This window comes from Fuerstiella marisgermanici (genome assembly GCF_001983935.1).
In the GTDB taxonomy this organism is placed as follows: domain Bacteria; phylum Planctomycetota; class Planctomycetia; order Planctomycetales; family Planctomycetaceae; genus Fuerstiella; species Fuerstiella marisgermanici.
In genome coordinates this window covers 182,964-207,912 of sequence record NZ_CP017641.1, presented here as the reverse complement: position 1 = coordinate 207,912, position 24,949 = coordinate 182,964, and the positions used below count along the sequence as shown (strand labels likewise).

At 55.2% G+C, this 24,949-nt stretch carries 17 protein-coding genes; 10 read left to right on the top strand and 7 right to left on the bottom strand.

What is annotated here, in order from left to right; all coding sequences use genetic code 11:
- Positions 1 to 38 precede the first annotated feature (38 nt).
- Positions 39 to 785: a methyltransferase domain-containing protein gene (locus Fuma_RS00790; protein ID WP_077022450.1), complete on the bottom strand. Its 747-nt coding sequence runs from the start codon at positions 783 to 785 to the stop codon at positions 39 to 41.
- 94 nt (positions 786 to 879) lie between these two features.
- Positions 880 to 1,722 (bottom strand): polysaccharide deacetylase family protein, encoded by an 843-nt coding sequence (locus Fuma_RS00785; RefSeq protein ID WP_083731707.1) that lies wholly within the window; start codon positions 1,720 to 1,722, stop codon positions 880 to 882.
- A gap of 228 nt (positions 1,723 to 1,950) precedes the next feature.
- On the opposite strand from Fuma_RS00785, the gene Fuma_RS00780 reads away from it, so the two are divergent.
- The 3 genes from Fuma_RS00780 to Fuma_RS00770 all read left to right on the top strand — a co-directional run bounded on the left by Fuma_RS00780 (position 1,951) and on the right by Fuma_RS00770 (position 6,139).
- The gene (locus tag Fuma_RS00780) at positions 1,951 to 3,945 is read left to right on the top strand and encodes an ABC transporter ATP-binding protein (RefSeq protein WP_083731706.1); all 1,995 of its coding nucleotides are present in this window, start codon (positions 1,951 to 1,953) and stop codon (positions 3,943 to 3,945) included.
- Positions 3,946 to 3,966: 21 nt separating this feature from the next.
- Complete coding sequence (locus tag Fuma_RS00775; protein ID WP_077022448.1) at positions 3,967 to 4,923, top strand: mitochondrial fission ELM1 family protein; 957 nt, start codon at positions 3,967 to 3,969, stop codon at positions 4,921 to 4,923.
- 238 nt (positions 4,924 to 5,161) lie between these two features.
- Positions 5,162 to 6,139: a class I SAM-dependent methyltransferase gene (locus Fuma_RS00770; protein ID WP_077022447.1), complete on the top strand. Its 978-nt coding sequence runs from the start codon at positions 5,162 to 5,164 to the stop codon at positions 6,137 to 6,139.
- 267 nt (positions 6,140 to 6,406) lie between these two features.
- Here Fuma_RS00770 and gcvP read toward each other — a convergent pair whose 3' ends face one another.
- From gcvP to gcvT, 3 genes are all read right to left on the bottom strand, one after another.
- Positions 6,407 to 9,265 (bottom strand): aminomethyl-transferring glycine dehydrogenase, encoded by a 2,859-nt coding sequence (gene gcvP / locus Fuma_RS00765; RefSeq protein WP_077022446.1) that lies wholly within the window; start codon positions 9,263 to 9,265, stop codon positions 6,407 to 6,409.
- A gap of 161 nt (positions 9,266 to 9,426) precedes the next feature.
- Complete coding sequence (gene gcvH / locus Fuma_RS00760; protein ID WP_077022445.1) at positions 9,427 to 9,810, bottom strand: glycine cleavage system protein GcvH; 384 nt, start codon at positions 9,808 to 9,810, stop codon at positions 9,427 to 9,429.
- 92 nt (positions 9,811 to 9,902) lie between these two features.
- On the bottom strand, positions 9,903 to 10,991 hold the full coding sequence (gcvT, locus tag Fuma_RS00755; protein WP_077022444.1) for a glycine cleavage system aminomethyltransferase GcvT: 1,089 nt from the start codon (positions 10,989 to 10,991) through the stop codon (positions 9,903 to 9,905).
- 660 nt (positions 10,992 to 11,651) lie between these two features.
- On the opposite strand from gcvT, the gene Fuma_RS35835 reads away from it, so the two are divergent.
- From Fuma_RS35835 to Fuma_RS00720, 6 genes are all read left to right on the top strand, one after another.
- Positions 11,652 to 14,603: a class I SAM-dependent methyltransferase gene (locus Fuma_RS35835; RefSeq protein WP_218922360.1), complete on the top strand. Its 2,952-nt coding sequence runs from the start codon at positions 11,652 to 11,654 to the stop codon at positions 14,601 to 14,603.
- A gap of 38 nt (positions 14,604 to 14,641) precedes the next feature.
- Complete coding sequence (locus Fuma_RS00740) at positions 14,642 to 15,727, top strand: hydantoinase/oxoprolinase family protein (RefSeq protein ID WP_077022442.1); 1,086 nt, start codon at positions 14,642 to 14,644, stop codon at positions 15,725 to 15,727.
- Between the two features lie 25 nt (positions 15,728 to 15,752).
- A complete protein-coding gene (locus Fuma_RS00735; RefSeq protein ID WP_077022441.1) occupies positions 15,753 to 16,961 on the top strand; it encodes an enolase C-terminal domain-like protein in 1,209 nt (402 codons plus the stop codon).
- Between the two features lie 112 nt (positions 16,962 to 17,073).
- Complete coding sequence (locus Fuma_RS00730; RefSeq protein ID WP_077022440.1) at positions 17,074 to 17,823, top strand: (Fe-S)-binding protein; 750 nt, start codon at positions 17,074 to 17,076, stop codon at positions 17,821 to 17,823.
- 1 nt (position 17,824) lies between these two features.
- The gene (locus Fuma_RS00725) at positions 17,825 to 19,204 is read left to right on the top strand and encodes a lactate utilization protein B (RefSeq protein WP_077022439.1); all 1,380 of its coding nucleotides are present in this window, start codon (positions 17,825 to 17,827) and stop codon (positions 19,202 to 19,204) included.
- On the top strand, positions 19,201 to 19,809 hold the full coding sequence (locus tag Fuma_RS00720; protein ID WP_077022438.1) for a LutC/YkgG family protein: 609 nt from the start codon (positions 19,201 to 19,203) through the stop codon (positions 19,807 to 19,809). Before Fuma_RS00725 ends, Fuma_RS00720 begins: the two co-directional genes overlap by 4 nt.
- 70 nt (positions 19,810 to 19,879) lie before the next feature.
- Here Fuma_RS00720 and Fuma_RS35830 read toward each other — a convergent pair whose 3' ends face one another.
- Positions 19,880 to 21,433 carry an isoaspartyl peptidase/L-asparaginase family protein gene (locus Fuma_RS35830; RefSeq protein WP_218922359.1) on the bottom strand — a complete coding sequence of 518 codons (1,554 nt, stop codon included), beginning with the start codon at positions 21,431 to 21,433 and terminating at the stop codon, positions 19,880 to 19,882.
- Between the two features lie 594 nt (positions 21,434 to 22,027).
- Entirely contained in the window at positions 22,028 to 22,219 is a 192-nt protein-coding gene (gene csrA / locus Fuma_RS00705) for a carbon storage regulator CsrA (protein WP_077022437.1), read from the bottom strand.
- Positions 22,220 to 22,698: 479 nt separating this feature from the next.
- Between csrA and Fuma_RS33910 the strand changes: the two genes are divergently transcribed.
- The gene (locus tag Fuma_RS33910) at positions 22,699 to 24,762 is read left to right on the top strand and encodes a carbon starvation CstA family protein (RefSeq protein ID WP_083731705.1); all 2,064 of its coding nucleotides are present in this window, start codon (positions 22,699 to 22,701) and stop codon (positions 24,760 to 24,762) included.
- Positions 24,763 to 24,949: the final 187 nt, after the last annotated feature.

Genomic DNA, 24,949 nt, shown 5'->3' with positions numbered 1-24,949 from the left:
TTATCAAAAGTGAGTTTAGTTGCAGTGCAGAAGTAACATTACGCGTAACAGACTGCGACCAGCTCTCGGAAGCCCTGCCCTTGTTCACGCACTTCGACGGGGTAGTCATCTTTTGTAATGCCGTCCAGCTTCATGCGATTGACTAGTTGGAAGCGACTACCGTAGCGTGCGGCATCGTAGCGTTCGACTCTCGAAAAGTGTTCGGCATACCGGTTCAGGATGTCGATCCCGACCTGTCGCGAGCGGTGTTTTCGCATTTCGCCGAATTCGACCGTTTCCTGGTGCGAATGAATTTCTGCGATGATAGCGATGCCGTCAGGTTTCAGGATTCGGCGCAATTCGCGAATCGAAGCGTTCAGGTCCGGCGGAATCGTGAGTACTCGTGAAATGACCACACAGTCATAGCTGCCGCTGGCCAATGACATGTCTTGCACATCTTCATGGAAGTCGACTCCTTCCATGAAGAGGTCTGCCGTGTGGTAGGTAGCGAACTTTGAAGAAATGAGCGGCTGCATACAGGCTTCAGGAGCCATATGCAGCACTGCTTTGCCATCTGCCTGGCCTTCCCCGAACAGTTCTTCAATAACCAACTTCAGCATGCGATGACGCTCTGCCGCTCCACAGCCGAGGCATTTCGAGTCTACTCGAACTAGATTTGGAGTTCTGGTGATCCGCTTGTCTTTGAAGGGGCCATGGTACCCACAAATCGAACAGTCAAAGTGCGGCTTCCCGATTTTCACCATGCGATGAATTGCCGGACGCAGTACGTTTTTGATGACACTCATCGCAATAGTTCCTTCCGTGGAAATAATAGTTTTCGTTCAGATATGTCTGACCAAACGTCGCGTTCGCCGCATGTTTTGTGAAGCGTGTTCCAAGTCATTTCAACAAGCCACGTTGTCCCGTGCGTATGCGAATGGCAAACGCCGCCATCCCCTCCGTACCAGACACCTTTATCCGAGGAATCATCATCAGGTCGTCATGAGCCGCATCGTAAATCCGAGGTTCTGTTGTCACGGCCGCTGAATAGCCGGCTTCACGAGCCAGCCGGACTTCGCGATCACCCAGCAGCCCGAATGGGTAGGCGAAGGTCTTGAGTTCCTGCCCAAACTGTTCAGTCAGTCGATTCCGCGAATCTGTGATTTCTCGAGCTGCTTCGTCACCGTCGAGATTCGGCAGGTTGGCGTGAGTGACTGTGTGCCCGCCAAGTTCCCATCGGCCGGATTGCAGCATCTGTTCAACCTGTAGGTCAGTGAGTTTCGGTTCGCTGGCCAGTTCGTCGTCTTCGTGATGGCTTTTCTTTTTGCTGGACCAGCCGCCAGAACGATCTTCCACCAAGTACAGCGTACCCACAGCTCCGTATTTTTCCATGATGGGATCCGCGATCAGCAGATTGTCTGCGTAGCCGTCATCAAACGTTAAGCAGACCGTTTTCCCCGGAAGTTTGGTGCCATCACATAACTGGCTGGCAAAGACAAATTGAAAGCCGTTTTCCTGCAGCCACGCGAGTTGCTCTTCAAATCTTTCCGGCAGGACTCTCAGCTTATTGAACCTCGCCTTTTTGCGGTGCGGAGAGACCATATGGTACATCAGCACGCGAGGCATGCTCCAGTTTACAGGCGGCTTCCACCAGGCATACCGGCAACTCAAACCAACAGCGACGAGCATTGTCGCAATGGCGCTTGAGCTAAGCACAACCGTTTGCAGGGCGAATAAGTTCATGTCACCAGAATTTGCAATCGGAGCTCTGTATTGAAGGGTTTCGAGTCGCCCGTTGCGCCCGGATGCTATCGGGATTGGCTTCCATGGGTCAATATGGCAATTCCTGTAGACAGATTTCCCGAATACCTGTCTAATTCCGACCACTCACGTCATGGAATCGACGTGGCAGTTTTTGGCGTCAGCAACAGCCTGATCGACACGACCCGACAAAAGGATGCTTGACGGGCAATGGATACGTTAACTCGAACCGCCGGTTACCTGTGGGTCTACCGCTTCTCCCTTATCTGCTCTGTGCTGTGTGCACTTGGTATCGCCACATGCTGGTGCATGAATCTTTCGGCGGTAGCTCCTGTCGTGAAAGTGCTGTTCGAAAATGACAGCCTTCACCAATACATCGATCAGCAGATCGATGATGCCAATCGAAAAATCCAGAGTGATTCTGAGCGGCTGGCGGTGCTTGATGACAGCGCCTTGGAGCGACGGACCAAACTGCAGAGTCGCGTGACCGACGCAACTCGCAGCCTTCACACTTACACACAGGTCAAGCAGTACATTCTGCCATTTGTACCGCGTGACAAGTTCAACACGATTGCATTGATCGTGCTGTTCATCGTTTTCGGCACCGTGTTGAAGAGTGTCTTTGTGTATGGACAGGAAATTCTGGTGGGAATCGTCGTTAACCGCACGGCCAACGATATTCGCCGCGACTGCTTCGCCACCTCCCAGCGACTGGATATGCAGACCGTATCTGCAAAAGGCACGACTAAGATTCTGTCGCTAATGACAAATGATATCCAACAGATGACTGTGGGGCTGGGAGCGTTTGGGACACGCATGATTCGTGAACCCCTCAAGGCATCGGCGTGCATTGCGGCTGCATTCTTCATCAACTGGCGACTGACGCTGACCGCCATACTGCTGGTGCCCCTGATGGGTTTCTTCCTGGCAAAACTGGGACGGATGTTGAAAAAAGCGGCCAAAAGCGCGATGGAAAGCGTGGCCGTCATCTATGACTGCATCGGCGAAACGTTCGATTGTTTCAAGGTGGTGCAGGCGTTTAGTGGTGAGAAACGTCAGCAGGAACAGTTCCTGAAGGCCAACGACGACTACTACCTGTATAAGATGAAGTGCGTTCGGATGAACGCATTAATTCGGCCCACATCAGAAATCATGGCCGTAATCATCGTGGTCGTAGCGTTTACACCCGGCGCTTACATGGTCCTTCGCAACACGGATTCCGTTTTTGGCATCCAGTTGGCAGCAGAGGCAATGACGATCACGGAATTGATGACGATGTACGTGCTGCTGGCCGGCGTGCTGGACCCTGTGCGAAAATTGTCGACGGTCTTCGGGCAGGTTCGTCAGGGGCTGGCGGGTGCTGACCGCGTTTTCGAACTGATCGACACCCAAAGTGTCATCAGCGAACCTGAATCTCCCGCTGTCTTCAGTAGCCATACGCAGTCCATTCGCTTCGAAGACGTTTCGTTCCGTTACCTTTCCGCAGGTGAAAGCGAAGTACGTTCAATGGTACTGCAGAATGTTTCGTTGGAGGTCAAATTTGGCGAAGTGGTGGCAGTGGTCGGCAGCAATGGTTCCGGAAAGTCAACACTGACGAGCTTGCTGCCGCGTTTTATCGATCCGGAGTCCGGAGTCGTCCGAATCGATGGGAAGGACATTTCGGAATACAGCACAAGCGATTTGCGCAGCCAAATCGGCCTTGTCAGTCAGGAAACGATGCTGTTCAACGATTCGATTCTGGAAAACATTCGGTACGGCAACTTTTCGGCGGACCGCGAAACCATCATCGAAGCCGCGCGACAGGCTCACGCGTGGGACTTTATTTCCGAACTTCCCGATGGAATCGACACACATATCGGAGCCGGCGGCGGTCGCTTATCCGGCGGTCAGCGGCAGCGGATTTCTCTGGCGCGAGCGATCGTGCGGAATCCCGCCATCCTGATTTTGGATGAAGCAACGTCCGCCATTGACGCGCGTAGCGAAGACATGATTCACGGCGTGCTGAAGTCGTTTTCTAAAGGGCGCACCGTGTTTATTATCACTCACGTACTAAGCGAAACGTTTCTGGATCTTGTGGACCGCATTGTTGTCATGGATCAGGGGCGGGTTGCAGCTGTGGGATCGCACGCCGAGTTGATGCAGAAATGTGCCTTGTATCAACGGCTAACTCAAGCGGGGCTCGGCGGACACAAGGCTGCCGCTTAGCAGCACTACGGTTATATTTTCATGTCAAACCTGGCCGAAAATCGTTTGTCGATCTGGTGTCTGTTGGACGGTAAAGCGGGTCATCAGAATCAGGTACAGGGCTGCGCGGATGCCATTCAACGCCTTACGTGCGCGGAAATCCATTCGGTCGAATTGTCAGGTTGGAACCAGGGCCTTCGGTCGCTCATTCGTTGTGATCGACGTCGACTCCCTGACTTGGCCCCTGACCTGATCATCGGTGCCGGACATGCGTCTCATTTTCCGTTATGCATGTTTCGCTGGCGGTTCGGTGGTCGTTCGATTGTGCTAATGAAACCCTCGCTGCCGCTATCACTGTTCGATTTCTGCCTGATCCCCGATGTTCATAGACTTCGTCGTGTTCCCGACAACACAATTCTGACGACAGGAGTGCTGAATCGAGTTTTGCCCGGCCGCCATAAGGACGCTCGCCGTGGCATGTTCCTCGTTGGTGGCCCAAGCGGACACTATCGCTGGGACAGTAAACTCGTTTATCAACAGATTTGCGATGTCGTACAACGAACATCCGATGTCTGCTGGACCGTCGCCACGTCTCGCCGCACGCCAGATGATTTCTTCAATTTTTGGCGGACAAACGCTTCAGTAGCACGGTTGGTCTCCGCAGCGGACGTCGGCCCCGACTGGCTTCCGGCTCAGCTCGACGCGGCAGCCACTGTTTGGGTGACCGAAGACAGCGTTTCCATGACGTATGAGGCTCTTACGTCGGGCGCTAGTGTTGGAATACTGGAACTGGTTCGTTGGCAAAAAAATCGAGTCACCGACTGTATCGATTCACTCGTCGATTCGGAACGCGCAGTCCGTTGGACTCAATGGTGCGAGACGCGGCAATTGAAAAAGGCAGAAGCTCCGTTTTCTGAGGCAGACCGTTGCGCCGCGCTGCTGCTAGACCGGCTATTCCCGAATCGTGCTTCGCAGGATATTGGGCAAAAAGCAGCCTGATAGCTCCTCAATGAATTGGAAGTAAAATAGCGACCAGAATTCATCAAATCTCGCATTCCGCAATTTCTGCCACATCAGTTACACTGGTGTCGCTGCAACGCAACAGGCAGGCTGGTACCGCAATTGCCATGATTCAATTGCTCACACTGCGTATTATAACGGCCGACTTGTTTCGCGTTGCCAACTTGGAATACATCCATAGAGCCTAGACCGCCCCAGGATTGGAAAGACAAGTCAGATGGAACTGGCAGAATGCGACCTTTGTGGTAATCGCGACTTTGAAGCGATTTCGCAGAAGGACCGCCACGGCGAAATGCTTGAAACAGTTGCGTGTCGACAATGCGGACTGGTACGGCATGCAGTTGTTCCGACGGAACAGGAACTGCAGGAATTCTATTCGACCAACTATCGCAAGGCCTATAATGGTGAAAGTTCGCCAGGCGTCCGGCGCATCATGCGAGCGTGGAAGAACGGAACTAGAATTTGCCGCCAAGTGCAGCCGCATCTGAAACCACAAGGTCGAGTGCTGGAAGTGGGCGCGGGAATCGGCTGCACGGTGAAAGTGTTCGACCAGAACGGTTTTAATGCCGAAGGTATCGATCCTGGCAGCGAATTTCTGGCGTTTTCACGCGACAAATTAAAGGCGAAGGTACATACGGCAAATGTCTATGACCTGCCGCGACGCAGTGACTACGATGCCATTCTTCTGGTGCATGTCATCGAACACGTTCGGTCACCTCGCGCAGCACTTGAACACATTGCTGGGCTGATAAAGCCGGGCGGCATGTTCTATGTGGAATGCCCGAATCTCCAGGCTCCGTTCGCTCGTCGCAGTCGGCTGTTCCACACGGCTCATATCCACAATTTTGTGCCGTCCACTTTGATGATGCTGGCCAGGTCGTGCGGGTTTCAGCTCGTACAGCGTTTTGGCGATGAGCAGGACCCAAATCTGCAAATGCTGTTTCAGCACTGCGGCGAGCCCCAAATGGAAATCGACTCCGCAAACTACCAGCGTACGGTCCACGAATTGGCTCGAACGAACGCCGTACCTTACACGCTACGGCTGCGGTACCTCAGGGATCGCCTGAAAAAACTCGTCGGCTATGTCGACGAGTACGCTCGCGCACAAAGGTTTGTAGATCAACTTATCAAAGACTGCGGCGGCTTAGCTAATTCGCCCGTACCGAGTGCAGCTCTGGCCAATCGTGCCGCTTGAGATTCTTGAGCATTGAAGAATCGCGGCAGCGGTAGCCAATTTCTGCTGCGATGGCTGGAAAGTGCCCGCACAAAGACGATTGACTCGCAGCGTGCGCCCGTTGTTGCAAATGGATCAGATTTCTAAAAAGCCGGACCACCTTCTTTTTCCACGCCGACGGTGGCCAGCCACATTAACATGGCTGCTTTAGCATCCTGGCTCCTTCAGCAATCGAGTTTGCAAGACATCACCTTCCGCCGCGCTGATGGCTCGCCGATACGAGCTGGCTTATTCAGTTAGGTCTTCAAGGTCGGGGCACGTGCAGATTAGGTGACGGTCACCGTAGACATTGTCGACTCGGCTGACTGGCGGCCAGTATTTGTAGTCCTTCAGCCACGGGGCCGGGTACGCCGCCTGTTCGCGAGAGTAGCTGTGTTGCCAGTCATCGCTGAGCAGGATGTCAGCCGCGTGGGGGGCATGTTTGAAGGCGTTGTCCTGGCGATCCGCTCGGCCGTCTCGAATGTCCATCATTTCGCCGTGGATGGAAATCATCGCGTCGCAGAAACGATCCAGCTCCGCTTTTGATTCACTCTCCGTGGGTTCAATCATCAACGTGCCTGACACCGGCCACGACATCGTCGGCGCGTGGAAGCCATAGTCCATCAGACGCTTGGCGACGTCTTCGACTTCTACACCGGTTTCATCCTTGAACGGCCGCAGGTCGAGAATGCACTCGTGAGCAACCAAATTCTGTGCGCCCTGATACAGCACTGGAAAATACGGTCGCAGGCGGTGAGCAATGTAATTGGCATTTAGAATCGCAATCGATGTGGCGTCGGTCAGACCTTTGGGGCCCATCATCGCGATGTACATCCATGAAATGGTGAGGATGCTCGCGCTACCGAATGGAGCCGCACTCACCGGGCCGATGCCACCTTCCAGATGCATCGGATGGCCAGGCAGAAACGGAGCCAGATGCTTTGCGACTCCGATCGGCCCCACACCAGGACCACCGCCGCCGTGAGGAATGCAGAAGGTTTTGTGCAGGTTCAAATGGCACACATCGGCGCCGATTTCGCCGGGAGAACACAAGCCCAACTGAGCGTTCAGGTTGGCTCCATCCATGTAGACCTGTCCGCCTTTGTCGTGGACGATCTGGCAGATGTCTTTGATGCCTTCCTCAAACACGCCATGCGTCGACGGGTAAGTGACCATTAGCGCGGCGAGTCGATCGGCGTGTTCTTCGGCCTTGGCCTTCAGGCTGAGGATGTCGATGTTGCCTTCATCATCGCAGTCCACAGCGACAACCTTCATGCCCGCCATGACGGCGCTGGCGGGGTTCGTGCCGTGAGCCGACGTGGGAATCAGGCAGACGTTGCGTGATCCCTGGTTGTTGGTTTTGTGGAATTCGCGGATGGCCAGCAGACCAGCGTATTCGCCCTGAGAACCCGCGTTTGGTTGCAACGATACAGCATGGAACCCCGTGCAGGCGGCCAACCAGTCTTCCAGTTGCTGAATCATTTCCGCATAACCCTGCCACTGATCCTTAGGAGCGAACGGGTGAATGCCGTTCACTTCCGGCCAGCTTAGCGGCATCATTTCGGAAGCAGCGTTCAGCTTCATCGTGCAGGATCCCAGCGGAATCATGCTGGTATTTAAAGCCAGGTCTCTTGCTTCCAGACGATGCAGGTAACGCATCATTTCTGTTTCGGTGTGGTAGCTGTTGAAGATCGGCTGCTGCAGGTAGTCGTCGGCCCGACACAGTTCAACAGACTGATGATGATCGGGAACGGCCGCATCGTGATCACAATTGTCTGTATCAAACAACGTGACAATTCTGGCGAGTTCGTCCTGATCTGTGCGTTCATCCAGCGTGATGCCTACGTCGCCGTTAGAAAACAGCCGCAGGTTGAATCCGGCGTCCGCCGCTTTGTTAACAATCGCGGCACCGTTTTCGCATTCAATTCGCAGCGTGTCGAAGTAATTTTCATGGACGAGTTTCCAACCCAAATTCAGCAGACTCGTCGCAAGACTTCTGGTCCGTTCGGAAACTCGCTCAGCAATCTCACGCAGCCCCTTCGGCCCATGATAAACCGCATACATCGACGCGATGACCGCCAGCAGAACCTGAGCCGTGCAGATGTTGCTGGTGGCTTTGTCACGACGGATGTGCTGTTCGCGAGTCTGCAGCGCCAGTCGATAGGCGGGCTTTCCATTGGCGTCTTTGGAAACTCCAACCAAGCGCCCGGGCAGTTTTCGCTTCAGGTTATCAGTACACGCGATCCATGCAGCATGCGGACCGCCAAAGCCGAGCGGCACGCCAAAGCGTTGGCTGTTGCCGATTGCGATGTCAGCTCCCATTTGTCCAGGTGGTTTCAGCAATGTCAGCGCCAGCAAATCGGCGGCCATCACGACTTTTACTTTGGCATCATGAGCGGCCTTGATCAGCGATTCGAAGTCGTAAATTCCGCCACTGGTGTCGGGATATTGCACCAACACACCGAAGACATCATCGGTGAATTCGAAGTCGTCGTGAGCGGCCACAACGATTTCGATGCCCAAAGGTTCGGCTCGGGTTTGCAACACGGCAATCGTTTGAGGATGGCAGCCATCAGAAACGAGAAACCGGTTCGCCTTGCGATGCCCACCAGCGCACATTGCCATCGCTTCAGCGGCGGCAGTACCTTCGTCCAGCAGTGATGAATTCGCGACGTCCAGCCCGCTGAGTTCCGTGATCATCGTCTGAAAATTCAGACACGCTTCCAGTCGCCCCTGTGAAATTTCGGGCTGGTATGGAGTGTAAGCTGTATACCAGCCGGGGTTTTCCAGAATGTTGCGAAGGATGACAGACGGAGTGATGCAATCATGGTAACCCATGCCAATCAGTGATCGCGTCGCCTGATTGCGGCTCATGATCGACTTCAGCCACGCCAGAGCATCAGTTTCAGACTTTGGCTCCGGCAGGTCGAATGCCTGCTGCCGACGAATCGAACCGGGCACGGCTGCGTCGACCAGTTGTTGCAGCGACTCGAAACCGATTTCCTTCGCGAGGGTTTCAGCTTCGTCCAGGGAAACGCCCAGATGGCGGTTGCGAAATGCGTCTAACTGCGGCTTTGAGGAAAGGGCAGGGGGAGAAGATATCGACACGAAGAGTTTCCGTCCGCGGGAGAAAACGAAAGAGGTAAGCAGCCGAACGGTTACCTACGCGCGTAAACTGTATACTGTATGGCGATGATCGAAGGGAGTACGCCTGCAGTAACCGGCCGCGAGCGACTTGCCGCTCGCAGCAATAAACGCCTTCCAACAACCTACGAGCTGATGCTGTCTTTGTAGCCGTTGGCGTCCAGCAGCTTGTCTAACTGTGCGGCATCGCTGATTTTGATCTTGAACATCCAACCATCCTGAAACGGAGAACTGTTCACCAGTGATGGATTGTCATTCAACGCTTCGTTCACTTCGACAATTTCGCCACTGACAGGCGTGTAAATGTCGCTGGCCGATTTGACACTCTCTACGACAGCCACCTCATCGCCCGCACTGTAACTCCGACCAACTTCGGGAAGTTCAACATAAACGAGTTCTGTCATTTCGGCCTGAGCAAAATCAGAAATGCCGACCGTGACGATGTCGCCATTGTCGACTCGCACCCACTCGTGCGACTGGGCGTATTTTAGTTCATCGGGGACGTTCATTCTTTGTCATTCCTTGGTTGGTGATATGGCAGATGATTCGTTTCTCGCAGTGGCTCGACGAACTCAATGAATCGAGCTGCGGCGGCTGTTTCCTATAAGAACGGCTTCTTGACGACTTCGGCAGCAAATCGCTTGCCGCGAATTTCAAGGTGCAACGGAGTGCCGACCTTCGCGTGATCAATGCTGAGATACGCCAACGAAATGCCAACTCCGAGACTCGGTGACATCCCGCCGCTGGTCAGCGTTCCGACTTGTTCATCACCAGCATACACAGCGTAGCCGGGACGCGGTGGGGGCGACTTTTGCGTTTGTTTGATCGCGACTAAACGCCGATGCAGACCTTTGGTCTTTTGCCTTAACAGTGTGTCGCGGCCGATGAACGAGTCTTTATGCAAGTCGACGGCGAATCCCAGTCCAGCTTCCAGCGGCGAACGTTCGGGCGACAGATCGTTGCCGTTTAGCGGGTAGCACTTTTCCAGTCGCAACGAATCGCGTGCTCCCAATCCGCACGCCTTTGCGCCTGCATCCAGACACCGCTGCCACCAGTCCGGACCATCGGACGCTTTGCAGAACAATTCAAAGCCGTCTTCACCGGTGTAGCCGGTGCGGCATACGAGCACGTCGCCGTGCGGCGTTGAGATTTCTGCCATGTAGAAACGTTCAGGAATCGTGACGTCGTCGCCGAACAACCTGGCGAAGGCAGCGACCGTGTCCGGGCCTTGTACAGCGAGGCCCGCGTAGCTGCCGCTGACATCCGCGAACATGATGCCCGATTCCGGTTGATGATCGAGCATCCACTGATAATCTTCTGCCGTCTTCGACGCATTCACTACAAGATAATATTCTGAACACCCCTTGCTGTAGACGATCAGGTCGTCAATCACACCTCCGGTTTCGTTCAGCAGCATTGTGTACTGCCCTTGTCCGACTTCCAGCGACGCAACGTTGTTTGTCAACAGACCGTCCAGCCACTTGGTAGAAACTTCCGGTTCGCTGCTGGCGACGGCAAGCAGTCCCATGTGCGAAATGTCGAACACGCCCAGAAATTCTCGCACGGCCTTGTGTTCGGGCATAATGCCTTCGTACTGCACCGGCATTTCCCACCCGGCAAACGGCACCATCCGCGCACCGGCGGCCACGTGGACTTCGTGAAGGGGAGATTGCCGTGGGGGGCTGTTCATAGAGTTGTTTTTCACTTTTAAGAGTCAGAAGCAACGTCTGAGCTAACCAGTCGTCTGGACTGCGTCGCACCTTCGCCCTAAGGCTTTTGCCGCAGGTAAATGCATCTGCAGGACGCAAAAAACAAGGAAATCCTGACAGGCTGCCAACTCAAGAACGTGTTTTATCACTCCGGAATTCCCGACGGTAGGCACCGCGTTGAGGAATCCACATTTCGCTCCGGCTTTCGATTGCGTGCCGCCAAAGCTTTCTCAGGCGGCGGAATCGCGCGGGTCACCAGATGTCGCTTGGCGTTTCTTCAAACAAGCAGCGTCGGCTCGCCTGCTCCGGTGACAAAACGAGGGCAGGCTGTGTTTGCATCGCATCGGTTTTCAGCTGCTCATCTCGAAGCCTGCCATCGCACGCACCCGCTGAATCTGCCGGTACGTTGGCGTTATGCCAGTGCGGCAAGGAATGCCGCCAAAAATAGACACTGGTCGCCCGCATAAGCAGCCCGAATTACCAAGCCGGAACAGTTCAGGTTGTGACGGATATTTGCCTTCTGTCGGATGTAGAGATCGTCAAGCCGCTCGGTTGGTTGGCCGAATATCAAAGTGACGCGCCCTTTTCGGGCACATCCTCAGTCACCACCAGAGTCTGCCTCACACCGCTGGAGTGTTCGAATGCAACCTAAACGGCTGCTCACGTTTCTGTTCGCGTTAATTCTGTTCGCCGCCTCGTTCGTTGCGCCAGCGACCGTTGTCGCGCAGCAATTTGACGATGAGTTTCCAACGGAACTGAATACCAATCACAAAGAACCGGCCATCGAATTGCCGGAACATAAGGGCCCGTCGCCCTATCGGCGGATCTCGCACACCCGCCGACAACCCTCGTCAGACAAGCTGGTGCAATTGTGCCAGGAAGCCGTCGACACAACAGCTCGCCGCATGTTGTCGACCGACCAGCATACGCCGTGGCAGATCATGCACGCATTGTTGGGGCTGCGAGAAGAATTTCAGATCCTTCATAACGGAGCTCCTGTTTCGGGCCTTGACTGGGTCAGCGAAGGACAGGTCTTCACCAACGAACACTGGTTCGAAAAAACGAAACTTGGCGGACGAGCTCATCCGTACAGCGTGCCGTACGCGTTTGAAGGTCACGCCAACCAGTTTCTGGCCATTCTTTCGATGTGTGGCGTCGGTCTGGATCACACGCTGGGAACAGCCGACGGGCCGGTTTCGATGCGAGAAATGATCCGACACGCTCAATTGACGGTGTCTACCAAAGACGAACCGACGTGGACGCTTTGGTTCCTAAGCCGCTATCTGCCGTCGAACGCTCGCTGGCGAAATCAGCAGGGCGAAGCATGGAGCATCGAAAAGCTGGTCCAGATTCAAACCAACAAGCCCATGCAGGGAGCTCCCTGCGGTGGCACGCATAGCCTGTTTGCACTGGCGCATGCTCGCAACGTATATCTGCGTCAGGGCAAGCCGCTGCGAGGCGTCTGGATGCAGGCCGAATGGAAAATTCGTAAGCACATCAACACGGCTCGCATGCAACAAAACAGCAACGGTACGCTGTCTTCCAACTTCTTCCGCGGCAAAAAATACGATCCGGACTTCAACAAACGCATGGCCAGTGCCGGTCACGTTCTGGAATTCCTGATGATCGCCTTGCCGCAGAAAGAACTGAATCAACTGTGGGTACGTCGCGCCATCGAAGCGACGGCTCGCGACCTTATGGATAACCGCAAAGCATTCGTGAAGTGTTCGCCGCTGTACCACTCTGTGAATGCACTGAATATTTATCTGGACCGAGTGAACCCGAAAACGGAAACAGAGGAACTCGCTTCCGATCATGAAGATCGACGAACGGCTCAGGCACCACAGCCGACTCAGGACGCTGCGACGAGATTGCGATCGGTACCGTTCCGAGGCATCTCGCAAGGCCGCGATTCTGATGGATCGGAAGTGACCAACGAACCAGCCGACGACGTGGCAATGAATCGCGATTCGGCCAATCAATCTGAATCTGCAGACGTTGCTAGCACTCAATCACAGCCAGCCCTGAAAGTTCAGGCCAAACCACTGAAACGCACCCCCACGGTTCCGAACTCGATGTCGGCGGACGCTCCGTCTGCCGCTGAAATCCGATCCGACGCAGACCGTTGGAAAGCGACGTCACCGAAACGCCGTCTTCCGATCGTCGTCCCACCGGACAAAGAGAATGCCGAAGAAAGCCTGCCGCCGCTGCCTCGAATGCCGAAAAACTGTGCCGACACGCCTTCCCAGGAAAAATCGGATCCGCGTGGCAAGGCCGACGGCTCGCCGCAACCAGCCGATGCGATTAACGGAGCACTCATGGATTTGGACGAGTCGGGCACTGCCGAATCGACCACCCCAGCGGTGCCGTCCGATGAAAGCTCAACTGACGACAAATCTTCTGGTAGCCGTTCTTCGGTTCCGGTGAAGTCGGTTTCCATGCCGCGTCCGGTCCCAATCGTGCCGTTCACGGATGCTGAACGCACGGTGAATTCGCTGCCGATACCGTTGGCCATTCCTGCACCAGTGGCCACACCAGAACCTGTGGCAACACCAGCCCCTGCGGCCACACCTGAACCCGCAACTACACATGAACCTGCCGACGAACAGGAACCGGCTACCACGCCGACTGAAACCAACGTCACAGGACCGCAACCTCAGCCCGCACCGGCCGCCGATACAGATTCATCTGCGACCGAAGAGGTCAAGACGTCGGCTGTGGAAGCGTCGGCAGAGAACGACGACACCGAAGCTGAGCCGTCAGAGGGTCAACCTTCCACACCTGCTACGTTGAGCACGCTTACCATTGAGACTGCTGAAGCGGTTGAAGAAGACACGGACACTGATACACCGGTGGCCGAAACAACAGAAAGTGAGCAGGCAGCACCGACAGCAGAGCAAACCGCTTCGCCCAAGGCAGCACCTGACCAGGAAAAGCCGGCGACCGACGAACAGAAGCAATCAGCGACGATTCCGGACGGCATCAACGATAGTTTTCTGGATCCGGACCTCGACCCAAGTGAATGGGTCAACCGATTCGAAATCGAAAGCCGCGAAGTCTTTGCCGCTCGCGGTAGTATCCTGAAAGCAGTCGGTCTAAAACCGGGCATGTCTATCGCTGACATCGGCTCAGGAACCGGTTTATACGTGGGTCTGTTTTCAAAGGAAGTCGGCACCGAAGGGCGAGTCTACGCCGTCGACATTTCACCGCGACTGGTCGACTTTGTCCGCCGACGAGTGAAAGCAGAAGAGCTTCACAATGTTGAAGTCGTTCAAAGTGATGAGAAGTCGGCCAAGCTGGGCGACCGCAAGGTTGATCGAGTGTTCGTCTGCGACACGTATCATCACTTCGAATATTACGAATCGATGCTGGCGTCGATTATGGACGCCTTAAAGCCGGGTGGTGAATTGATTTTGATCGACTTCAACCGAATCCCCGGCACCTCGCGCGAGTGGGTAGTGAATCATGTGCGAGCAGACAAGCAGACTTTCCAGGCTGAAGTAGAAGCCGCTGGTTTTGAATTCATAGATGAGGTTAGAATCCCGGAATTCAAAGAGAACTATCTGCTGCGTTTCCGCAAACCGGTTAAGTAATTTCGAATGGTAAAGAACATATTTCCAGGCGAGTGCTCATGAACGTCATCGGCCTGGACATTGGCGGTGCAAACATAAAGGTGGCGAACGCAGACGGTAATACAGCGTCGGTGCCCTTCGCGATCTGGATGGAAAAGGAAAGCCTTTCTTCGCAACTTGCAGCCGTCGTCGCCAAACACTTTACGACGCCGGACCTGATCGCATTGACGATGACGGCGGAACTGGCGGACTGCTTCGTCACGAAAGCGGAAGGCGTGGAGTTCGTGATCGCCGCCACCGAAGCAACCTTCCCGAACGTCCCAATTCGCGTCTGGTTGACGTCTGGCGAATTTGTCGAACCGGCGGATGCCATCGCTATGCCCGAACTGGCTGGCGCAGCCAACTGGCACGTGCTGGCGACGTGGGCCGCGCAAGCCATTCCCGACGGTCCTGCCCTGCTGATTGACGTGGGTTCAACAACGACCGACATCATCCCGCTGTTAGATGGCCGGCCGGTTCCTGCGGGGACAAACGATTGCTCTCGCATGCAGTGCGGCGAATTGGTGTATTCGGGAAGCCGCCGCACTCCAATCTGCGCAGTGACGCAGACGCTTCAGTTTCGTGGACGAGCGTGTCCGGTCGCCGCAGAGTTGTTTGCCACGATGGCGGATGCATTTCTGGTGCTGCAGCAGCTTGAAGAAGACGCGTCCAACAGCGATACCGCCGATGGCCGACCGTTCACGCGGACTCATTCGCTAAACCGGATGGCTCATACAATTTGCTGCGACGCGACGGAGCTGACCGAGGACGAAATTGTCGAACTGGCTCAATCGACCGTTGACGCTCAACTAACGCAACTTACAACAGCGGCGGAGCAGGTGCTGGAACATCTTGAGCAGCAACTGGTGGCGGACGGACATCGAACGCTGAGCATTGAGAAACCATCTGTCCTGATTAGCGGCAGCGGAGCATTCGTGGCGACTCGCCTGTTATCGCAGCTCGGTCCTGAACGGTTCGCTCAGACATTGGACGTAACGACAATGTATCACCGTCCGGTCGCAGAAGCGGCGTGTGCCTTTGCGGCCGCACGACTCGCGCACACACTGTGCCGCGACGACCTGCTGGAATTTGTTAAGTTCGTGTGAGTCATCCGGAAGTCCCGCCCCGAAAATGCGAATCCGTGAACTCACCGCCTTCGAAGTCCCCGTGGTATTGAAGAAGCCGGTGCGCCATGCGTCGCATGTTCGCGATCACAACGATACGCTGATCATTCGCTGTGAGCTGACCGACGGCAGCGTGGGCTGGGGCGAGGGCTTGCCGCGGACCTATGTCACCGGCGAGTCCATCGACTCCGTCTGGCGACACCTAAACGCGGCAGACTTCTCTAAATTAGCGGAAGCAGACTTCAGTGGACCGCTGGACGCCGTAACGGTGTTAGATGCTTTCCAGCTTCCCGACGTCGCCACCGACGACGGGGTGATCGCGCGAGAATGCTTCGGCAACACCGTGCGGTGCGCGTTGGAACTCGCGATTCTGGATGCCGTATTCCGCTCGATCAACAGACCGCTCGGCGATTTGGTGTCGATGCTGCCGGACGCAGCAAACGTCGTGGCGCAACGTGACGAGGTCTTCTACAGCGGGGTCATCACGTCGGCGACACCGCTCAGGCAATGGAGATCCGCCTTAAAGATGCGACTGTTTCGTTTTCCGCAGCTAAAGGTAAAGGTCGGCACCTCAGGAATCGACGACGCCGCATTGCTAAACCGAGTACGCAAGATTGTCGGTCGAAAAGTCGACCTGAGACTGGATGCCAATGAAGCATGGCACTGCGATGATGTCGTGGCCAAAATGAAGCCGCTTTTGCCCTTCCGCCCGAGCTGTTTAGAGCAGCCCGTAAGGCATGCGGACGTCGCCGGATTGGCAGATTTACGGCACGCCCTGGGGGTCCCGATCATGCTGGATGAATCGCTGTGCTGCCGCGAAGACGCTCAGCGAGCGATCGATGGGAAGACGTGCGATTTTTTCAATCTGCGACTGTCGAAGTGCGGCGGTTTCGTGTCATGTGTCCGACTCGCAATCCTGGCCAAACAGAACGGTCTGGGCTATCAACTTGGTTGTCAGGTTGGAGAAACCGGTATTCTGTCGGCCGCCGGTCGCCATTTTGCCTGCAATGTAGCGGGGATTCGTTACCTTGAAGGGAGCTTCGATCGTTTTCTTGTCCGCGATTCGTTGACCGTTGAGGACCTGACGTTTCGCTTTGGTGGACGAGGAAAACGGCTGCCTGGACCGGGACTTGGAATCACAGTCAGCGAACAAAGGTTGCGCCAACTGGCCGTGCGAAACATACAATTGCTGACAGAACCAACGAAGAAGACGTGACTGCCCATCGACGTTAATGAACGTGATTACCTATTCCCTCCATTAGCCGCCAAATTTTGCTACTCTGCGGCCCGCATTTATTCGGTATTCGCATATCACCGGTGTTTAATCTATGAAGGTCGCTCTATTTATTCCCTGCTACGTCGACCAGTTCTATCCTCAGGTGGGGATGGCGACGGTGCGTGTGCTGGAACACTTCGGCGTCGAACATGAATTCCCCGAAGGTCAAACCTGTTGTGGTCAGCCGATGGCGAATTCCGGTTGTATGCCGGAAGCCAAACCGCTGGCGGAAAAGTACATCGACGTATTCGATGGCTACGACCACATCGTCGCTCCGTCCGGAAGTTGCGTTTCGATGGTACGTCATCACTACGACGCTTTCTTCGACAGCAGTGATGAAAAAGCCAACCGCGTGCGAGAACGAACGCTGGAGTTGACTGAATTCCTGTGCAAAGTGCTGAAGGTTGGTGACATCGAAGGTAACTTTCCGCACCAGGTGGGCATTCACCAAAGCTGCCACGGCCTGCGAGAGCTTCGATTATCGTCGTCGTCAGAAGTGATGACCAAACGCCCCGATATGTTAAGAGGCTTACTCGACAACCTGAACGGCATTACGTTTTCAAAGCTACAACGCAATGACGAATGCTGCGGTTTCGGCGGAACGTTTGCGGTCGCCGAGGAAGCCGTGTCCTGCATGATGGGTGAGGACCGAATTCGCGATCATCTGGATTCCGGAACAAAAGTTCTGACGGCCGGTGATATGTCGTGCCTGATGCATCTGGAAGGAATTATTCGACGACAGAAGCACGACATCCGAGTCATGCATTTCTCCGAAATTCTGGCGGAAGCGATTGGAGCGTAATATGTCACACCCAACACTCGCGAAAGGTTTCGTCAACAATAAGCCTCGCGCCCAGTGGCACGATAAAGCTCTGTGGTTCGTGCGCGAAAAGCGAGACCGGATGGCTCACGGGGTCCCCGAATGGGAGGAACTCCGTCAGCAGGCGTCAGCGATCAAAATCCACACGATGTCGCAACTGCCAAATTACCTTGAGCAGTTCGAAAAAAACGCAAAGGCGTTGGGCGTCCACGTCCATTGGGCCATCGATGGCGACGAACACAATCGGATCGTGCATGAGATCCTTCAGCAGCACAACGTCAAACGCGTCGTCAAAAGTAAGTCGATGCTGACGGAGGAATGCCACCTGAATCCGTTTTTGGAAAAGAACGGGTACGAAGTCGTCGACACGGACCTGGGCGAACGCATCGTCCAGCTACGCAACGAACCGCCCAGCCATATCGTGCTGCCCGCCATTCATATCAAAAAGGAAGAAGTGGGCGAGTGCTTTCATGAACACCTCGGCACAGAAAAAGGCGCCTCCGATCCCAACTACCTGACGGAAGCGGCGCGTAATCACCTTCGCGAACGATTCTGCTCTGCAGACGCGGGCATAACTGGTGTCAACTTCGCACTTGCAGAAACAGGCGGCTTCGTCGTCTGTACCAACGAAGGCAATGCAGACCTGGGCGTGTCACTGCCGAAGCTGCACATCGCTTGTATGGGAATCGAAAAACTACTGCCGCGAGCGTCCGACCTGGCCGTGTTCCTGCGTCTGCTCGCTCGTTCGGCCACCGGACAGCCCATCACAACCTATTCGTCGCACTTCCACGGCCCGCGCGAAGGAAGTGAAATGCACATCGTGCTGGTCGACAACGGTCGTAGTGGAATTCTGCAAAGCCCCGAATTTCGCCGCAGCCTGAACTGCATTCGTTGCGGCGCCTGCATGAACACCTGCCCGGTTTATCGACGCAGTGGCGGACATAGTTATGAATCCGCCGTGCCAGGCCCGATTGGTTCGATTCTTACGCCGCTGAAAACTCCCGAGAGCCACAGTTCGTTGCCATTCGCATGCAGCCTGTGCGGCTCATGTACCGACGTGTGCCCGGTGAAGATCGACCTGCACCATCAGTTGCTCGCGATGCGAGGATTCCTCGACCGAAAAAAACTGTTGGGGATGTCCAAAAAGCTGTCGATGAAGTTTGTCTCCGGCCTGCTGTCACACAAATGGATGTACACAACGGCTGGCAGTGCAGCCAGAACGGCGCTGCGATGGTTGCCTCGGTTCGCCGTTTACAATCCGCTTAACGGGTGGGGCAAACAGCGTGAGTTGCCCGAGCCGCCGAAGAGTTCGTTTCGCGATCAGTATGCGGCTCACAAAAAGCAATCGGGAGACAAGTCATGAGTAGTTCGTCTCGCGAAACAATCTTTACCAACTTGCGAGCCGCGTTGCCGGAATCGTCACCGCTGCCGGACCTGCCACCAAGTGGTCCGTGGCAAACCTTCGACGATCCGTTCGCCCGCTTTTGCGAAGTGCTTGGCACCGTTGGTGGCGACTGTCAACGAGTCGCCACAATCGCCGAAGCGAACGATCAATTGGCAAAGATTGAACCGTACCAAGCTGCTAAGGTCAAAGTCTCCGTCGTCGATGGACTAGGCGATTCGACAATCGACATTAACGCCATCGAAGATCCTCATGATCTCGAAAACGTGGACTACGCCGTGCTGCGTGGGCACTTTGGTGTCGCAGAAAACGGAGCCATCTGGGTAACAGATGACACTCTGAAGCATCGCGTGCTGTACTTTGTTCCGCAACACATTTCCCTGGTGATCCCGGCTTCGCAGATCGTGAACAACATGCACGAAGCGTACGACCGGATCGAAGTCGGCAAACATGCCTTTGCAGGGTTCATTTCGGGGCCGTCTAAGACCGCCGACATCGAACAATCCCTGGTGATCGGTGCTCACGGAGCAAGATCACTAACGGTGTTCGCGGTTGACGAGTTGTAACGCCAGGACACCATTCGAGGCACGCCCGCCCGAACATGCCGTACGAGCGGGCGAGCTTCCTGCACTCGCTCTATTTCGCGAAGACTCGAATCTCGTCGAAGTTACCGGTGTCGTCAAACGATCCCACGCCCACTCGCCCCTTACCGAACGACTTGTCGGTTGCCGTCATCACGGGTGTCGTCATGTCGTCGTAGTAGACTTCGATGCTGCCGGTCGCTGTGTCACGGACAATCCGAGCGTGATGCCAATCGTCGTTCCATGGAATGCCGGGCGTCGTCTTCGTTGAAATCTTTTTACGAGGCTCGTCATTCACGATAAAAATCTGATTGGCGTGGTCATCCGTCTTCTTGCCGAGATGCACGTAGTAAAGGTGAGCGTCGTCCTGGTAGCCGAAAAACAAACACAGATCGCGGTGGTTGTAATCCGGAATGGTCGACTGCAGGTCGACGTCCATCACGAAACTGTCCACCTCCAAATCTTTGACTAGTGCTCGATTGTACGGCGAGCGGACTGGCGGTTCGAAGTCGCTGCGTTTCTTCGTGAGCGAAAGAAAATGATTTCCATCTTCTACGCCCACCGTCCACGCTGATGCGTCGGTCGGTTCGAAGCGATCCATCTTGCCGTCTTCAAAGTTGGCATGGAACACAGGGTTGGCAACCACGATTTCGCGTCGTCCCTGCGAATCTGCAGCCGCTCGCGACATGCCTTCAGTATTGAACTGCATCTCAATTTCGCCAGCAGCAGAAATCGCGATGATACCACCGCTGATTTTGTGTGTCGGATGATGAAGTGTCGCCTTGACCGCGTTTTCCAGAGTCTCACTTTTGTATTCCATCAGCGCAGAAATATTGAAGGCGACTGCGTTGCGAATAAAGTCCTCGCCAACTCCAGTGCAACTGACGCCACACGTCGCGTTGTCCGCGAATGTGCCTGCGCCGATGATCGGCGAATCGCCCACTCGACCATACTTCTTGTTCGTCAGCCCACCGGTCGAAGTCCCCGCCGCAATATTGCCGTCGTTGTCGAGCGCTACGCAACCTACGGTTCCAATGCGAAAATGATCCGGCATCGGAATAGCGGCCTGAGCCTTCTTGAGGTTGGCTCGTTGGCGATCGGTAGAAAACCAATCGTTGGGTACTCGCGAGATGGTGTCCGGTCCAAGTTCATCTGCAAACTTTTCCGCACCGTCCGTCGCCAGCAGTACGTGTCGAGTGTCTGTCATAACATGACGAGCCAGCGAGATTGGATGCCGTATTGTCGAAACCCCCGCGACCGCTCCGCCCGCGCGGTTGCGACCGTCCATGATGGACGCGTCTAATTCATGACCGCCCGCCGCGTTGAAGACCGCCCCACGGCCCGCATTGAACTCAGGTGCATCTTCCAGAATTCGAATCACCTGCTCCACCACCTTCAGACTGCTCTCCCCGCTCTTCAGTAGTGACTCACCTAATGACAGAGCTTCCTCCAGAACCGCTTCGCGGCGTTTGATGTGCTCCGCATCTTTGGCAACACGACCAGCGCCGCCATGAATGACGATTGCGTAAGACGGAGATTCAGCTTTGTCCTGAGCAGCAGCGTTCAACGACAGCACACAGCTGATCAGTAACAGGAAGAATGGTTTCACTTAGTAAGCCCTTCACTTTGGAATAACAGATCTGACGTTCAGAATGCAATTCCACCTTTCTACCGTCTTCAGAACCACCCGCCAATCGTCCACTCAGAATTTTTCGGCTGTCAACGATCGTGACTTGGTGCAGTGAGGTGTGGTGTGGTGCAAGCAGAAGGCTGATGCATCCGACCGGCGGCCTACAGGGCGGAACGCGATCAGTCGCCAGCCGCGGTGACAAACGCCAAACGAGCGGAGCGGCTATGCTCGTCGCTGATCCGGAGAACAAAGCCAGTTGCGGGCGTAATGGGCAACTCAAGCTTGAATCGCAGTCGAATACGTCACTGGGGCAGTGCAACATTTGTAGATGCGGCCCGCACAACTGGAGGCGGCGCATGAGTACTCGAGGCGATTGGGGCACCGGTCGTGGTATCACCTACGCCGTGCCCTATGCGCTGTCGGGGCAAATTCGGCAGTTTTGTTTGGGCGATGCGATTGGTTTGCCGGCTGCGCGGTTACGGAGCAGCGCGCAATGGTTTTGTCTTTAATAGCGGAGTCACGATTCGGCAAGGCAGGCAATCAGCAGGCTTGCAGGAACGCGCGACGAAGCCGCTATGAGTCGGTCGACTTCTTCGCGTCCGTTTCACGCTGGATGGCGTCGTAGATTTCCTGGCGATGGACGGTCACATCCCGAGGGGCATCGATGCCGATGCGGACCTTGTCGCCACGCACTTCCACAATCGTGATCCGAATCGAATCACCAATAACAATCGTTTCGTCGCGTTGTCGCGATAGTACAAGCATTTATATTTTCCTCCGTGTACTGTTCTTTCGGCCACGGTAATCCACTTCTCGACAAGTTGGGGGTGCTCCTGTATATCAGGTCTGATCGGAACGAGCGGACGCCTCGGCAGGATCAGCACGATGTGTGCAGAAGTGTGCGAAGGTGTGTGGTGAAAAACCCTCATTGATCCGCTACGGCGTTCCGATTAGGCGGTTGACGAAGATTGACGGGGTTTCGAACAGCGTTTCCCGGTGCACACCGCCAACAGGCTGGCTCCACCAGGCGACAGCGGAGTGCCACGGGCACGGTGCAAGATTCGCAGTGGACCGGCAGAAGTTGACCGTCTGTCAAATCGAAATTCCCGTGGCCGCTTTCTTGATTTGACATTGGTCATGCCCCCGCCAGTGTTGCTCCAGGATCAACCGGGCAGTAGCCTGTGTGCAGCGGAAAAGTTGCGACTTTGCCGTTGTGGTCCTTCAGTTCGTTAAGGTCGAAATTCATGTTGACGTTGAGTGTTGCCGTGCTGTCGTTTGTCGGCTTTATTCTGGCCTACAACACCTACGGTCGCTGGCTGGCCAAGAAAGTCTTTCAGATTGACGGGGACGCAATCGTGCCCGCTCATGAACTGCGCGACGACATCGATTACGTACCGACTCAACGGCAGGTGCTGTTTGGCCATCATTTTACAAGCATCGCCGGAACCGGGCCGATTGTAGGGCCTGCGATTGCCGTCTTCTGGGGCTGGCTGCCAGCATTATTGTGGGTCGTGTTCGGTTCCATTTTTGTCGGAGCTGTTCACGACTTCGGTGCACTGTTTGTGTCTTTAAGGAACCGCGGACAGACGGTCGGTGAAGTGGCTGGCCGATTGATCAACCCGCGAGCTCGAGTGCTTTTCCTGCTGATTCTGTTTTTTGCACTCACGATCGTGCTGGCGATTTTCGGTCTGGTGATCGCGATCATCTTTTCAATCTACCCGGAAAGTGTGCTATCCGTTTGGGTGGCCATGCCAGTGGCTGTGGCGATCGGCATCTATGTGCACAAAAAGCAAAGTGCGTCGCTGCTCGTCCCGTCACTCGTAGCGCTAGGAATTTTGTATTTGTCGGTCTACGTCGGAGTGTATCACCTTCCGTTGGAGCTGCCGCAGGACATCCAGATTCCGCATCAAAAGACTGTTGTCGTGACGGGCAGCACCACAGCGAAGAGTCTCACTAACAAAATTCCTGCTGCGGACCTCATCTATCCGGATGGCAACGATCAAGCTGGAAAGTTAATTGCAGCCGCCGGGACAAAACTGACCGCCGGTCAAGCAAATGAAGTTATCGCCGCTGGGTTTACCAGCTTTGACGAGACGACCTACTCGCCTATCGTTCCGTGGACGATTCTGCTGATGGTCTACTGCTTTATTGCGTCTGTGCTTCCCGTTTGGCTGTTGCTGCAGCCGCGCGACTACATTAACAGTCACCAGTTGGTCGTGGCTTTGGTGTTGCTGGTGGCTGGTCTTGCCGTCGCCGGCTTCACAGGAAAAGCGGACCTCAACGCGAGCACTCCGGCCATCGTCAGCGCGGAAGACATTCCTGCGGACGCTCCGCCGATCATGCCGTTCTTGTTCATCACGATTGCATGCGGTGCCTGCAGCGGCTTCCATTGCCTTGTCAGCAGCGGAACCAGCAGCAAGCAAATTGCCAGCGAGAACGACGCTCAGTATGTTGCCTACGGTTCGATGCTTTTGGAAGGTGCCTTAGCGGTGCTGGTGATTCTGGCGTGCTGTGCTGGGGTTGGGATGGGCCGATTTGAAAAAGTCGACGGCGTCCTGGTTGAGAAGCTCGGCGCAAATGGAACCCAAATGGTGGGCGCTGAGGCATGGCGGTCTCGATATGCCGTCGGGGAGAATGGCTGGGGCAGTTTTAAACTGCCCCAAACAGTAGGAGCATTCGTCGAAGGCGGCGCGAATTTTGTGGCGTCACTAGGCATCCCACTGGAACTTGGCATCGGTATCATCGCAGTGCTGGTCGCTTGTTTCGCAGCCACGACCCTCGACACAGCCACACGGTTGCAGCGCTACGTGATCCAGGAACTGGGCAGTTCGTTTCGCATCGCACCGTTGGCCAACAAGTACGGTGCAACATTGCTGGCGGTGACACTGGGAACGCTTGTCGCCATGATTCCCAATGCAGCCGGCGAATACGGGAAGGGCGGGCTAATACTGTGGCCCCTGTTCGGAGCGACCAACCAGCTGCTGGCGGGGCTGGCGTTTTTGGTCATCATTTTCTTTCTTGTACGTCGTGGTCGCAGTGTCGCGTTTGCGATTGTGCCCGCTGTGATGATGATCGTAATCCCGGCCTACGCACTCCTGTGGAACATGTTTCACGAAGGCGGATGGCTGCGACCGCTGCAAGGCAACGAACCGAACTATCTGCTAACCGGATTTGGCCTCGCCATTCTGGCATTGCAGGCGTGGATGGTTGTCGAATGTGTGATTCTGTTCCCGAGAATTAAGGGAGTGCTCGAAGAATCGCTTCCGCCGCTAAGTCGCCCAATCGAAGCCGCCAGCGGACCAAATTGACGAATTCAGCCCGGCTGTTGATCGAACGCGCTGCCCGTTCGACCAACATAAATGGTGCGGCCTCCTTTCTCCGCATTGGAATTTCGATTCGACGCCAAATTCCGCTGGCCCTCGCCTCAGAAATGAGGCAGGTTGCCACTCATACGAGGTAGTCGTCTGAAGCGAAGCTGCGCGCGGCGTGGCTCAA

What these genes read in the sequence shown, in the direction of transcription:
- Fuma_RS00790 (WP_077022450.1), bottom strand. Translation starts at nt 785, where the DNA reads ATGAGTGTCATCAAAAACGTACTGCGTCCGGCAATTCATCGCATGGTG.
- Fuma_RS00785 (WP_083731707.1), bottom strand. Translation starts at nt 1,722, where the DNA reads ATGAACTTATTCGCCCTGCAAACGGTTGTGCTTAGCTCAAGCGCCATT.
- Fuma_RS00780 (WP_083731706.1), top strand. Translation starts at nt 1,951, where the DNA reads ATGGATACGTTAACTCGAACCGCCGGTTACCTGTGGGTCTACCGCTTC.
- Fuma_RS00775 (WP_077022448.1), top strand. Translation starts at nt 3,967, where the DNA reads ATGTCAAACCTGGCCGAAAATCGTTTGTCGATCTGGTGTCTGTTGGAC.
- Fuma_RS00770 (WP_077022447.1), top strand. Translation starts at nt 5,162, where the DNA reads ATGGAACTGGCAGAATGCGACCTTTGTGGTAATCGCGACTTTGAAGCG.
- gcvH (WP_077022445.1), bottom strand. Translation starts at nt 9,810, where the DNA reads ATGAACGTCCCCGATGAACTAAAATACGCCCAGTCGCACGAGTGGGTG.
- gcvT (WP_077022444.1), bottom strand. Translation starts at nt 10,991, where the DNA reads ATGAACAGCCCCCCACGGCAATCTCCCCTTCACGAAGTCCACGTGGCC.
- Fuma_RS35835 (WP_218922360.1), top strand. Translation starts at nt 11,652, where the DNA reads ATGCAACCTAAACGGCTGCTCACGTTTCTGTTCGCGTTAATTCTGTTC.
- Fuma_RS00740 (WP_077022442.1), top strand. Translation starts at nt 14,642, where the DNA reads ATGAACGTCATCGGCCTGGACATTGGCGGTGCAAACATAAAGGTGGCG.
- Fuma_RS00735 (WP_077022441.1), top strand. Translation starts at nt 15,753, where the DNA reads ATGCGAATCCGTGAACTCACCGCCTTCGAAGTCCCCGTGGTATTGAAG.
- Fuma_RS00730 (WP_077022440.1), top strand. Translation starts at nt 17,074, where the DNA reads ATGAAGGTCGCTCTATTTATTCCCTGCTACGTCGACCAGTTCTATCCT.
- Fuma_RS00725 (WP_077022439.1), top strand. Translation starts at nt 17,825, where the DNA reads ATGTCACACCCAACACTCGCGAAAGGTTTCGTCAACAATAAGCCTCGC.
- Fuma_RS00720 (WP_077022438.1), top strand. Translation starts at nt 19,201, where the DNA reads ATGAGTAGTTCGTCTCGCGAAACAATCTTTACCAACTTGCGAGCCGCG.
- csrA (WP_077022437.1), bottom strand. Translation starts at nt 22,219, where the DNA reads ATGCTTGTACTATCGCGACAACGCGACGAAACGATTGTTATTGGTGAT.
- Fuma_RS33910 (WP_083731705.1), top strand. Translation starts at nt 22,699, where the DNA reads ATGTTGACGTTGAGTGTTGCCGTGCTGTCGTTTGTCGGCTTTATTCTG.